This is a genomic window from Xanthomonas codiaei (assembly GCF_002939785.1).
In the GTDB taxonomy this organism is placed as follows: domain Bacteria; phylum Pseudomonadota; class Gammaproteobacteria; order Xanthomonadales; family Xanthomonadaceae; genus Xanthomonas; species Xanthomonas codiaei.
This window is the reverse complement of the sequence record NZ_MDEC01000002.1, coordinates 151,697-163,985: the sequence shown is the minus strand read 5'-3', so window position 1 is coordinate 163,985 and position 12,289 is coordinate 151,697. Positions and strand designations below refer to the sequence as shown.

9 protein-coding genes are annotated in these 12,289 nt (G+C 68.1%); 7 read left to right on the top strand and 2 right to left on the bottom strand.

Annotated elements, in window-relative coordinates; genetic code table 11:
• Positions 1–5: 5 nt before the first annotated feature.
• Genes XcodCFBP4690_RS02035 through XcodCFBP4690_RS02020 form a run of 4 tightly spaced genes read left to right on the top strand, consistent with a single transcriptional unit; the run spans position 6 to position 5,279 of the window.
• Complete coding sequence (locus XcodCFBP4690_RS02035) at positions 6–665, top strand: c-type cytochrome (protein ID WP_104539404.1); 660 nt, start codon at positions 6–8, stop codon at positions 663–665.
• Positions 662–1,741, top strand: coding sequence for a beta-propeller fold lactonase family protein (locus XcodCFBP4690_RS02030; protein ID WP_104539403.1), 1,080 nt, complete (start codon positions 662–664; stop codon positions 1,739–1,741). The genes XcodCFBP4690_RS02035 and XcodCFBP4690_RS02030 overlap by 4 nt, the downstream gene beginning before the upstream one ends.
• Before the next feature lie 35 nt (positions 1,742–1,776).
• A complete protein-coding gene (locus tag XcodCFBP4690_RS02025) occupies positions 1,777–2,883 on the top strand; it encodes an S-(hydroxymethyl)glutathione dehydrogenase/class III alcohol dehydrogenase (RefSeq protein ID WP_104539402.1) in 1,107 nt (368 codons plus the stop codon).
• Positions 2,884–2,894: 11 nt separating this feature from the next.
• Positions 2,895–5,279, top strand: a complete 2,385-nt coding sequence (locus XcodCFBP4690_RS02020) for a TonB-dependent receptor (RefSeq protein ID WP_104539401.1) — start codon at positions 2,895–2,897, stop codon at positions 5,277–5,279.
• A gap of 111 nt (positions 5,280–5,390) precedes the next feature.
• Here XcodCFBP4690_RS02020 and XcodCFBP4690_RS02015 read toward each other — a convergent pair whose 3' ends face one another.
• Together XcodCFBP4690_RS02015 and XcodCFBP4690_RS02010 are read right to left on the bottom strand one after the other, a co-directional pair.
• A complete protein-coding gene (locus tag XcodCFBP4690_RS02015) occupies positions 5,391–7,361 on the bottom strand; it encodes a sigma-54-dependent Fis family transcriptional regulator (RefSeq protein WP_104539400.1) in 1,971 nt (656 codons plus the stop codon).
• A gap of 756 nt (positions 7,362–8,117) precedes the next feature.
• Complete coding sequence (locus XcodCFBP4690_RS02010; RefSeq protein WP_104539399.1) at positions 8,118–9,050, bottom strand: carbohydrate kinase family protein; 933 nt, start codon at positions 9,048–9,050, stop codon at positions 8,118–8,120.
• A 277-nt stretch (positions 9,051–9,327) separates the two neighbouring features.
• Between XcodCFBP4690_RS02010 and XcodCFBP4690_RS02005 the strand changes: the two genes are divergently transcribed.
• From XcodCFBP4690_RS02005 to mreD, 3 genes are all read left to right on the top strand, one after another.
• Positions 9,328–10,374, top strand: a complete 1,047-nt coding sequence (locus XcodCFBP4690_RS02005) for a rod shape-determining protein (RefSeq protein ID WP_104539398.1) — start codon at positions 9,328–9,330, stop codon at positions 10,372–10,374.
• Between the two features lie 172 nt (positions 10,375–10,546).
• A complete protein-coding gene (gene mreC / locus XcodCFBP4690_RS02000) occupies positions 10,547–11,806 on the top strand; it encodes a rod shape-determining protein MreC (RefSeq protein ID WP_104539397.1) in 1,260 nt (419 codons plus the stop codon).
• Entirely contained in the window at positions 11,803–12,288 is a 486-nt protein-coding gene (gene mreD / locus XcodCFBP4690_RS01995) for a rod shape-determining protein MreD (protein WP_104539396.1), read from the top strand. The genes mreC and mreD overlap by 4 nt, the downstream gene beginning before the upstream one ends.
• Position 12,289 lies beyond the last annotated feature (1 nt).

Here is a 12,289-nt window from a genome sequence, read left to right as displayed (position 1 = left end):
CACGGGTGCGCGGTGTTCCCTCCGATCAGAAAGGTTCGTTCATGCGCAAGTCCACCGTGGGTTGTATCGATCGTTCCGTCCGCGCAGCGCTGTGCGGCGCGCTGCTCAGTGCCGTGCTGGCGGCATGCGGCAAGGAAGAAGCGCCACCGCCCGCCGCGGCGCCGGATGCGGCAACGCCCGCTGCCGCCGGCGCACCAGCGCCCGCACCAGCCGCCACAGCGCCCGCGTCCGCTGCCGCACCGCCGGCAACGCCCAATCCCGCTGCCGGGCCTGCGCCCGATCCGGCCACTCCGCCCGCCCCGCCGGCCACCGTGGTGCCGATTCCGAAGGGGCCCGAGGTCAAGGTCACCCCGGAGCTGGTGGCCGAAGGCAAGAAGATCTATTTCTCGGCCGGCTGCAACGCCTGCCATGGCGGCACCGGTGGCGGTGGCATGTGCCCGCCGCTGACCAACGATGTGTGGGTGTACGGCGGCGACGACGACACCTTGCGCACGCTGATCAGCGAAGGCACCGCTGCGATGATCACCCACGGCAAGACCCGCATCGGGCATGAAAAGGTCGTCGGGCAGATGCCGCCGTTCGCACCGGTGCTCAAGCCCGGCGATACCGAAAAACTGCTGGCCTTCATCCATTCGATCAACAAGACCGCGGGCAAGGCGCAATGAGGCCAGGCGCATCGAGAGCGGCCTCCGGCGCCTGGCTGCGCCTGCCTCTTGGCGGGGTACTCGGCGCACTGCTTCTGCTGGCCGGCTGCCAGCGCGACGCGCCGGCGACCGCCTCCACGGCGGCGCCCACGGTCTCCGCACCGGCAGGCGCCACCGATGCCGCGCCGGCGCCTGCAACGCCGCCGGTGTTTGCGTATGTGCCCAATCAGCGTAGCGGCACGGTGTCGGTGATCGACACCGCCAGCGACACCGTGGTGCGTACGCTCAGCGCGCAGGGCCAGCTCGGCAAGCGCCTGCAGCAGGTACTGCCTGGGCCACAGGGGTTGCTGTATCTGATCGATGCGCAGCATCACCGGTTGATCGAACTGGATACCGCCAAGGACACCGTGCTGCGCCAGGTGGACATCGGCGAGAACGCCGAAGGCATCGCCCGCTCGCCCGATGGCACCCAGTTCGCCGTGTGCGTGGAAGGGCAGAACCAGGTGATGCTGATCGATGCGGCGCGGTTCCGCGTGCAGGAGGTCATCGCCACGCGCGGGCAGGCACCGGAACACTGCGCGTACACGCCGGACGGGCAGTGGCTGCTCACCAGCAACGAAGGTTCCAACGACATGGACATGATCGAACTGGCCACGCACCAGTCGCGTGGCGTGGTCGCCACCAGCGGGCACCCGCGCGGGATGGCGTTCGCCCCGGACGGACACAGCGTCTACATCGCGCAGGAAACCGCCAACGTAGTGGATGTGATCGATCTGAAGACCCGCACGCGCCGCGCCAGCCTGCCGGCCGGCGTGCGCACCGCCGGGGTCGCCCTGTCGGGCGATGGCGCGCGGTTGTACGCATCCAACGGCGGCGCCGGCACGGTGAGCGTGATCGACACCCGGCAGGGCCGCAGCGTGGCCGAGATCGCGGTCGGCCTGCGGCCCTGGAACCCGGCGCTCACACCGGCCGGCGACAAGCTGTATGTGGCCAACGGGCGTTCCAATACGGTGAGCGTGATCGATACCGCCAGCTTGCGCGAACTCAAACAGATCCCTGTCGGCGAACTGCCGTGGGGCGTGGTCATCGCGCGCTGAGTGGCGGCCATGCCGATACGCGCCGGGGAGGCGGGATGAAGACACGTGCCGCGGTGGCCTGGGCTGCGCATCAGCCGCTGACCATCGAAGAAGTGGATCTGCAGCCGCCGCGCCCCGGTGAAGTGCTGGTGCGCCTGGTCGCCACCGGCATCTGCCATGGCGACGCGCATGCGTTGGCGCACGGGCAGGCAAGCAGCTTCCCGGCGATCCTGGGGCAGGAGGGGGCCGGTATCGTCGAAGATGTCGGCATCGGCGTCACCAGCGTGCGTGCCGGCGATCACGTCATCCCGCTCTACATGCCCGAGTGCGGGGTGTGCAAGTTCTGCCGCTCCGGGCGCACCAACCTGTGCCAGGCGATCCGCAGCAGCCAGGAGCGCGGCCTGATGCCCGATGGCAGCAGCCGGTTCTCCTTGCATGGGCGCCCGATCCTGCACCACATGGGCACCAGCACGTTTTCCGAATACACCGTGCTGCCGGAGATCGCGGTGGCGCGCATCCACCCGGATGCGCCGCTGGATCAGGTCTGCCTGCTCGGCTGCACGGTCACCACCGGGGTGGGTGCGGTGCTCAACAGCACGCATGTGCGGCCCGGCGATTGCGTGGCGGTGTTCGGTCTGGGCGGGATCGGCTTGTCGGTCATCCAGGGCGCCATACTGGCACAGGCCGGGCGCATCATCGCGGTGGATATCGACCCCGGAAAATTCGCGCTGGCACGCGCGCTGGGCGCCACCGATTGCCTGGATCCGCGCGACTACGGCGCGCCGATCCAGCAGGTGATCGTGGACCTCACCGATGGCGGTGCCGACCATAGCTTCGAATGCGTGGGCGATGTCGGCGCAATGCGCGCGGCGCTGGAGTGCTGCCACAAGGGCTGGGGCGAAAGCGTCATTCTCGGCGTGGCCGACGATGCGCAGGAAATCAGCACACGTCCATTCCAGCTGGTCACCGGGCGGGTATGGCGCGGCAGTGCGTTCGGCGGGGTGAAGGGGCGCAGCGAGTTGCCCGGCTATGTGGAGCGTTATCTGCGTGGCGATCTCCAGCTGGCACCGCTGATCACCCGCACGCTCGCATTGGACGACATCAATCAGGCGCTGGCGGATCTGCGTTCGGCGCGCGGCATCAAATCGATCGTGCTTTATTGAGGGAGACAGCTATGGCAGCCGGCAACTGCAGGACCACGCTACTTCGACGTCGCGCACTGGTGGGCGCCTGTATGCTGGCGTTGCTTGCCGGCAGTGCGCAGGTCGCGGCGGCAGACGCGCCGCAGGCGACCTGGCTGGACCGGATCGAGGTCACCGCCACGCCGATCCCCGGCACCACCATCGACGCGGCGCAGTTGCCGTACATGGTGCAGTCGGCCACCGACGCGCAGTTGTCGCGCGGGCGCAGCAACAATCTCGGCGACCTGCTGCAACGGCGCTTCGTCGGCGTGGACGGCAACGACGTGCAGGGCAGCGCGTTCCAGAACGATCTCACCTTCCACGGCTTTCGCGCCTCGGCCTTGCCGGGTGCCTCGCAAGGGGTCTCGGTGTACCTGGATGGCGTACGCGTCAACGAACCGTTCGCCGACATCGTCAGCTGGGACATGCTGCCCGAAGCGGCCATCACGGCGGTGACCCTGATGCCTGGTTCCAACCCCTTGTTCGGGCCGAACACGCTCGGCGGTGCGGTGGTGCTGACCACCGCCTCCGGCCTGACCGCGCCCGGAGTGCAGGGCGAACTGAGCATCGGCAGTGGTGCGCGCAAGCGGCTGGATGCCGGTTATGGCGTTGCCGGCGCCGATGGCTGGCATGGGTATGTGGCGGTGACCGGATTCGACGAGAACGGTTGGCGCGATGCCTCCGAAGGGCGCCTGGGCACGCTGTTCGGCAAGCTCGGGCGACAGGGCGAGGACACCGACTGGAGCCTGTCGCTGTTGCACGGGCGCAGCCGCCTGATCGGCAATGGCCTGCTGCCGGAGACGCGCTACACCGATGAAGGGCCAGAGCCCGGGCTGTATCGCGCCGATCGCCGCGCGGTTTACACCTCGCCCGACCTCACCCGCAATCGCAACACGCTGCTGACCGCGCAACTGGATCATCGCTTCGATGCCGACACTGCGCTGCATGCGTTGGCGTACTCGCGGGTGGGGCGGCGCGACACCGTCAACGGCGATATCGGCGAAGACTACGAAGAGTTCGTCGAAGAATGCGCCTCCGGCTACGCGGCCGATGGTACGGCCCTGGACGCCGAGTGCGATGTGGCGCGTGCCGATGCAGACACGCTGCCGACCGGTGCGCTCAACACCACCCAGATGCGCCAGGATGCGCAGGGGCTTGCGATCAATCTGAGCAAGCAATGGGGCGCGCATGCGCTCAGTGCCGGGGTCACCTTCGATCGCGGGCATGTGCGGTATCTGCAATTCGCCCGTGATGGCTGGGTGCAGCCGGACCGTTCGGTGCAGGCAGACCCCGATGCCGAGCGTGCGTTCTTTTCCGGCGTGCGCGGCAGCACCAAGACGCTGGGTGCGTTCATCGCAGATACCTGGGAGCTGGACGCGGCCACCCATCTCACCGCCGCCGTGCGCTGGAACCGCGTGGTGGTCGACAACATCCTCTCCACCGCCGACGATGGCGACCGCCCGCGCGAGCGCTTCGTCTACGCCAAGGCCAACCCCTCGCTGGGTCTCACCCATCGGCTGGAGTCAGGCCTGACCGTGTACGGCTCGGTGGCGCAGAACACGCGCGCGCCCACGGCCATCGAGCTGGGCTGCGCCGATCCCACCCAGCCATGCCGGTTGCCCACCGGCCTGCAGGCCGACCCGCGCCTGGAGCAGATCGTCTCGCGCACCTACGAGCTGGGCGCGCGCTGGACGCCATCGGCCGACAGCCACGCCACGCTGTCGGTGTACCGCGCCGACAATCGCGACGACATCCTGTTCCTGCGCGCACCGGATACTCAACTGGGCTATTTCGATAATGTCGGCCGTACCCGCTACCAGGGCGCCGATCTCGCGTTGCACCTGCGCAGCGGCGACTGGCAGTGGTCGGCCGGCTACAGCTATCTGGATGCGACCTATCGCAGCAGCGGCGAACTGTTGTCCGGCGAACGCGTGATCGCCCTGCGGCCGGGCCTGCGGATCGCCGCGCTACCGCGGCACAACCTCAAGCTCGGGGTGGAGTGGCAGCGCGATGCGCTGACGCTGGGAGTGGGCATGCGCGCGGTCTCCGGGCGGGTCGCCAGCGGCAACGAAGACGGCCAGGTCGACAACGCCGAAGACGGCGAGGCCGCGCCCGGGCGCATCGACATCGGCACCGCCGGCTACGCGCTGGTGGATCTGCAGGCGCGCTGGGCCATCACTGCGCGCGTGTCGCTGTTCGCACGCATCGACAATGTGTTCGATCGCCAGTACGCCACCTATGCCGCCGTGGCCGAAGATGTGTTCCCCGACGGCGAACTCGCCCGCCCGCAGCAATCGCCGGTGGAAACCGGACCGGCCCGCTTTCTGGCACCGGGGGTGCCCCGGCAGTATCTGATCGGGGTGCGGTGGGCGCTTTGAAGAGGGGATTGGGCATTGGGGATTGGGGATTGGCAACATCAAACGCTGGCATCAGCGCTGTGCCAGCGTTTACGAATCCCCAATGCCGAATCCCCAATCCCAGCCCCCCCATCACCCGGTATCCAGACCGTGCTTGCGCAGCTTGCGATACAGCGTATTGCGACTGATCCCCAGTGCATCGGCGGTGCGGCTGACGTTCCAGCGATGGCGTTCGAGTTGTTGTTGCAGCACCACGCGTTCGGCCTGATCCAGTGCGGCGCGGCCGGGCATGTCGTCGGCGGCTACCGCGCGGCCATCGACCAGGCACGGCGCGCTGCCGGCATCGACGATTTCCTGCGGCAGGTTGGGCAGCCGGATCACGCCATCGCTGCACAGCACCGCGGCGGTGCGCAGCACGTTGCGCAGCTGACGCAGATTGCCGGGCCAGGCGTAGCTGAGCAGCTTGTGCATGGCCTCTTCGCTGATGCGCACGCTGCGTTCGGCGCTTTCCTCGCGTAGCAGCGTGCGGATCAGCTCGGCCTTGTCGCTGCGTTCGCGCAGCGGCGGCAGGTGCAGCACCACGCCGTTGAGGCGGTAGTACAGATCCTCGCGAAACTCGCCTGCGGCCACGCGTTGCCCCAGATCGCGGTGGCTGGCACTGATGACGTGCAGCTCCAGCGGCACCGCACGCTCGCTGCCGAGCGGGGTGACCGATTGTTCTTCCAGCACGCGCAACAGGCGGCTCTGCAATGGCAACGGCATATCGCCGATTTCGTCCAGGAACAGCGTGCCGCCGCTGGCCTGCAGCAATTTGCCGTGGCGCCCTTCGCGCGCGGCGTCGGTGAATGCGCCGCGCGCGTAGCCGAACAATTCGCTTTCGATCAGCGCCTCGGGGATCGCCGCGCAATTGATCGCCACGAAGGCCCCGCCGGCCCACGGCGAGCCGCGATGCACCGCCTTGGCGAATTCTTCCTTGCCGGTGCCGGTGTCGCCGCGCAGCAAGATCGCAACGCGATGTGCGGCCAGCTTCAGCGCATTGGCCAGGTTGTGGCGCATGCGCGAATCAGAGCCGACATGTTCGCCCGGCTGCAGTTCGCACTCCGGTGCCGCCTGTCCGGCAGCGCCGACGACCGCCGGTACCGCGCGCGCGCGCGGCGGCCGCACCAGCGCGTAGAAGCGCCGTCCATGGCACGCACAGCGAATCGACCACAAGGTGCCTGCGTCGCTGCCGGCGCGGTGTTCCAGGGTGTCGAAATCCAGCTGCATCACCTGCGAGATATCACGGCCCACCAGCTGGCTGCGGTCCAGCTTACCCAGCTGTTCGAGCACTGCTTCGTTGACCGCCAGCACACGCCCGTCTGCACCGATCGCGATCAAGGCCTCGTGCAGCAATCCCGCAAATTCCGGGCGGCTGTGGAAACGCAGGATGAAGGCGTGACCGAACTGGTTGAGGAAGTGCGAACGCGAGATCTGCGCGGCCGACATGCTGACCAGGGCCATGGTGTGCCGCTGGATCTGCTTGCTGTCCTGCGCGTTGGGCGTGGAGGCGTCCAGCACCGCCAGCAGCCTGCCGTGCGGGTCCAGGATCGGCGCGCCGCTGCACGACAGCGGCAGGTGGCGGGTCAGGTAATGCTCGCCGCGATGCACGCTGACCGCGGTGCGTTCGGCTGCACAGGTGCCCAGGCCGTTGGTGCCTTGATGGCACTCGGCCCAGCTGGCGCCGCAGAACAGGCCGGCCTGGCGGAATTCGCGCAGCAAAGTGGAGTCGTGCACGCTGTGCAGCACGGTGGCATCGGCGTCGGCGAAAATCACCGCATAGCCGCTGCCGGCGATCTGCTCGTACAGGTTTTCCATTTCCACCCTGGCGATGCGCAGCACCTCGCCCAGCCGCTGCTGGCGCTCGCGCACGTGCAGGGCGTCGTGCACCAGTGGCTCGGGTGTCGCTTCGGGCAGCAGCGCGTAATCGTCCAGGCAGCGTCGCCACGAGCGCGACAGTGGCGCGGCCAGCGGCGCGATGTCGCGCAGCCGTCTGATCTGCCGGAGGGCATCCGGTTCGATCTCCGGCGTAACGATGGAAGCGGCGGCGACGACTGGCTCGGACATGGGCCAGCGTTCCTCGATGGACGCGAGGCGTCAGTAGAGACACAAACCGGGCCTATGCTCAAACTGCATTGCAGCAAACGTGTGCCGATGATGACGCGCCTTTCCCTGCGGGCCGAGAAGGCACCGCTTGCGCGCCAGGGGCGCGCGTGCGTGAGCGCGCCCGCGCTAGAAGCACGCGCCGGCGTGCGGCGCAGGGGGATGGGGGTGCGAGGCGAAGCCTCATGTCTTTCCAACCTGCACGTGGCTTCGTCCGTCCCCTCATCCGCCCCTGCGGGGCACCTTCTCCCCCCGGGGGGAGAAGGGATAGTCCTGCGCTGGTGCGGCTGAAGCCCTCTCCCGCCGGGAGAGGATTGGGGTGAGGGCACGAGGCGAAGCCCTATGTCTTTCCAACCTGCACGTGGCTTCGCCCGTTCCCCTCATCCGCCCCTGCGGGGCACCTTCTCCCCCGGGGGGAGAAGGGTAGTCCTGCGCTGGTGCGGCTGAAGCCCTCTGCAGCCGGGAGAGGGTTGGGGTGAGGGCACGAGGTGAAGCCCTATGTCTTTCCAACCTGCACGTGGCTTCGCCTGTCTCCTCATCCGCCCCTGCGGGGCACCTTCTCCCCCCGGGGGGAGAAGGGACGGTCCTGCACTGGTCTGGTGGGATAAGGCCGCAGGCTGCGGCCTGCGTGCCGCACGTGCGGGCCAGCTCGGAGCGCGTACCCGATTCAGGGGTTAGCGCCGGCCCGGGGAGGCATCGGACTCGGAGCCCGCGGCCGCCTCAGAGCGCGTAGCCGAATTGCTGCTTGAACTGGTCGTTGAATTCGGCAAAGTCGAAGCGCTGGTTCTGTGTGCCCGGATGCTCCACCTTCAATGCGCCCATCAGGTTGCCCATGCGGCCGATGGTCAGCCAGTCGTAGTTGTGCTGGATGCCGTAGATCAGCCCGGCGCGGAACGCATCGCCGCAGCCGGTCGGGTCGACCACGCGGCGCTCGTGCGCCGGCGGGATGTCGTAGGTCTTGTCCGGGGTGTGCACCAGCGCGCCCTTCGGGCCCTGGGTGGTGATGTAGGCCTGCACGCGCGAGACGATGTCCTTCTCGTCCCAGCCGGTGCGCTCCTGCAGCAGGTTGGACTCGTAGTCGTTGACCACCACGTAGTCGGCCTGCTCGATGAACTGGCGCAGCTCCGGGCCGTTGAACAGCGGCATCGCCTGGCCGGGATCGAAGATGAAGGGGACGCCGCCGGCAGCGAACTCTTCCGCGTTCTGGATCATGCCTTCGCGCCCGTCCGGGCCGACCAAGCCCAGGGTCACGCCCGGCACGTCCTTCACGTGGTTCTCGTAGCTGCGCATCATCGCGCCCGGATGGAAGGCGGTGATCTGGTTGTTGTCGTGGTCGGTGGTGATGAAGGCCTGCGGGGTGAACAGGTCCTCGATGATCTTCACCCGCGACAGGTCGATGCCCAGGGTTTCGAAGTGCTCGCGGTAGGGGCCGAAATCCTGGCCCACCGTGCCCATCGGGATCGGCGCCCCACCCAGCAGATGCAGGTTGTAGGCGATGTTGCCAGCGCAGCCGCCGAACTCGCGGCGCATGCGCGGCACCAGGAACGACACATTCAGGATGTGCACCTTGTCCGGCAGGATGTGGTTCTTGAACTGGTCCGGAAACACCATGATGGTGTCGTAGGCGAGGGAACCACAGATCAGTGCGGACATCGAATCAGGCCTTTGCGTAGGGAAATACCCGCCAGTTACCGGGCATGGCAGCGGGACGGCGCGAGCGCCGCGGCGCAAAGGGTAACGGCTGCGACCGATCAGGGCCACAACCGCATGCCACGGCCGGCGTGACCGGCACATGAAAACGGGGGCGGAATAACCGATTTTTCCTTGCTCACCCCGGGGGGGATTGCTAGGCTAGCCGACTTCGTTTTCTGCCCAAAATTTCGCCACGCTGGCGGCAGGGCACGCGACTTATCCAGGAACAACTCCCTCGATGTTCAAGAAACTGCGCGGCATGTTCTCCAACGACCTGTCCATCGATCTGGGCACGGCCAATACGCTGATCTACGTGCGCGGGCAGGGCATCGTGCTGAACGAGCCATCGGTGGTGGCGGTGCGTCAGGACCGTGCGATCGGCGGTACGCGTTCGGTGGCCGCGGTCGGCGCCGAGGCCAAACAGATGCTCGGCCGTACCCCCGGCCACATCACCACCATCCGCCCGATGAAGGACGGCGTGATCGCCGACTTCACCTACACCGAGGCAATGCTGAAGCACTTCATCAAGAAGGTGCACAAGTCGCGCGTGCTGCGTCCCAGCCCGCGCGTGCTGGTCTGCGTGCCGGCCGGTTCCACCCAGGTGGAGCGCTGTGCGATCAAGGAATCGGCGGAAGAGGCCGGTGCGCGCGATGTGTACCTGATCGAAGAACCCATGGCCGCAGCGATCGGCGCCGGCATGCCGGTGACCGAGGCGCGCGGTTCGATGGTCATCGACATCGGCGGTGGCACCACCGAAGTGGCGGTGATCTCGCTCAACGGCATCGTCTACTCTCAGTCGGTGCGCGTGGGCGGCGACCGCTTCGACGAATCGATCACCAACTACGTGCGCCGCAACCACGGCATGCTGATCGGCGAAGCCACCGCCGAGCGCATCAAGCTGCAGATCGGCTGCGCCTACCCGCAGGACGAGGTGCAGGAGATGGAAATCTCCGGCCGCAACCTTGCCGAGGGCGTGCCGAAGATGATCAAGATCAACTCCAACGAAGTGCTCGAAGCGCTGCACGAGCCGTTGTCCGGCATCGTCTCGGCGGTCAAGCTGGCGCTGGAGCAGACCCCGCCGGAGCTGTGCGCCGACGTGGCCGAGCGCGGCATCGTGCTCACCGGTGGCGGCGCGCTGCTGCGCGACCTGGACCGCCTGATCTCCGAGGAAACCGGCCTGCACGTGCAGGTGGCCGACGACCCGCTCACCTGCGTGGCCCGCGGCGGCGGCCGCGCGCTGGAGCTGGTGGACATGCATGGCAACGAGTTCTTCGCGCCGGAGTGAGGCGTTCGGGATTCGGGAGTCGGCGTTCGGGATTCGCAAAAGCGGTTCCTGCCTACGGCCCGGTAGGACTGCTCCGCAGTTCCGCTGATTCACGTGTTAGCCGCATTCGTCTCGGGGCCAGCCAACCGCTCCCCGAATCCCCAATTCCGATTCCCCAATCCCGGCCCTGAACGTGCCCTCCTACGCCGGCCCACCCGTCGCCTCCCGTCCGGGCGAAGTCACCTCCACGCTGCGGCTGCTGGTCTATCTGGTGCTGGCGGTGGTGCTGATCGCGCTCGATAGCCGCGGCGGCTGGCTGAGCCAGCTGCGGTCGCAGGCCAACCTGCTGATCCAGCCGATCTGGGCGGTGGCCGGGTTGCCGGGGCGGATCGGCTCGCAGGTGCGCGACAACGCCGCCACCCATGCGCAGCTGGTGGAAGAAACGCGCGAGCTGCGCAACCAGTTGCTGGTGGCCAATGCGCGGCTGACCCGGCTGCAGACCGCCGCGCTGGACAACGCGCAGCTGCGCGAGCTGCTCAACGTGGCCGAACGCCGTGGCCTGGACGTGCAGCTGGCACCGATCCTGGACATCGACCTGGACCCCACCCGCCAGCGCCTGCTGCTGGATGCCGGCAGCCGCGATGGCGTGCTGCTGGGCCAGGCGGTGATCGATGCTGGCGGGCTGATGGGCCAGGTGATCGAAGTGACCCCGCTGCATTCGACCGTGCTGCTGCTCACCGACCCCGACCACGCGGTGCCGGTCAGCGTGGCGCGCAACGGCGTGCGCCTGATCGTCTACGGCCGCGGCGATCGCCTGGAACTGCGCGATATCCCGCTCAGCGCCGGCGTGCAGGTGGGCGATGAGATCGTCACCTCCGGCCTGGGCGGCCGCTTCCCGGCCGGCTTCCCGGTCGGCAAGGTGTCCGAACTGCACCCCGACGACACCCACGCCTTCCTGGTCGGCGAACTGACCCCGGCAGCCAAGCTCGATCGTGGCCGCGACGTGCTGCTGCTGCGCGCGGGGAAGCCGTTGCGGGTGGTGCCTGGGGTCGGGATTGGGGATTCGGGAGTTGGGATTGGTAACGGCAACAGCAACAGCAACAGCGTCGCGGCGGCGGCCGGCGCGACGGTGACTGCAACACCGCGCACGCCTGCGGGCGGTGTTTCCAACGCAGCGACTGATACCGCGCGCCCGACGGCCGCCGCGGCATCGGGCACCGGTACCTCGGCGCCTGCACGGTCCGCAGCGACACCTGCCGCGCCCGGCGCGCAGCCGTCCAGTGCGCCAGCGTCCGGCCGCCCTGCCAGCACGCCCGCCCGGCGTCCCGCATCGACCGCATCCAACGGCCCCAATCCCGATTCCCGTCCGGCTCCGCCACAGGGCGCTGCTTCCAACCAATCCCCAATCCCCAATCCCCAATCCCGTCCGGCTCCGCAGGAGACGGACCGATGACCCGCATGCGCAACACCTGGATCCTGCCGGTCAGCATCTTCATCGCGCTGCTGCTGGGGTTGCTGCCGCTGCCGGCGGTGGTGCAGCCGCTGCGGCCTTACTGGCTGGCGCTGGTGCTGGCCTATTGGGTGATCGAGGAACCGGACCGGGTGGGCCTGGGCATCGCCTTCGTGGCCGGGGTGCTGGCCGACCTGCTGTATGGCGGGCTGCTTGGCGAGCAGGCGCTGCGGCTGGTGATCATGACCTTCATCCTGCAGCGCTTCCGCGCGCGGCTGCGCTTTTTCCCGGTGTCGCAGCAGGCGCTGGCGATCGGCGGGCTGTTGCTGAATGACCGGATCGTGTCCTCTGCGGTGCATCTGGCGGTCGGCGAGCCGACCCTGCCGTGGAGCTACTGGTGGGCGCCGCTGCTGGGCATGGCGCTGTGGCCGCCGTTGTTCGTGTTGCTGGACGCGGTACGGCTGGGCAAGCGGAGCAAGAAGTAGG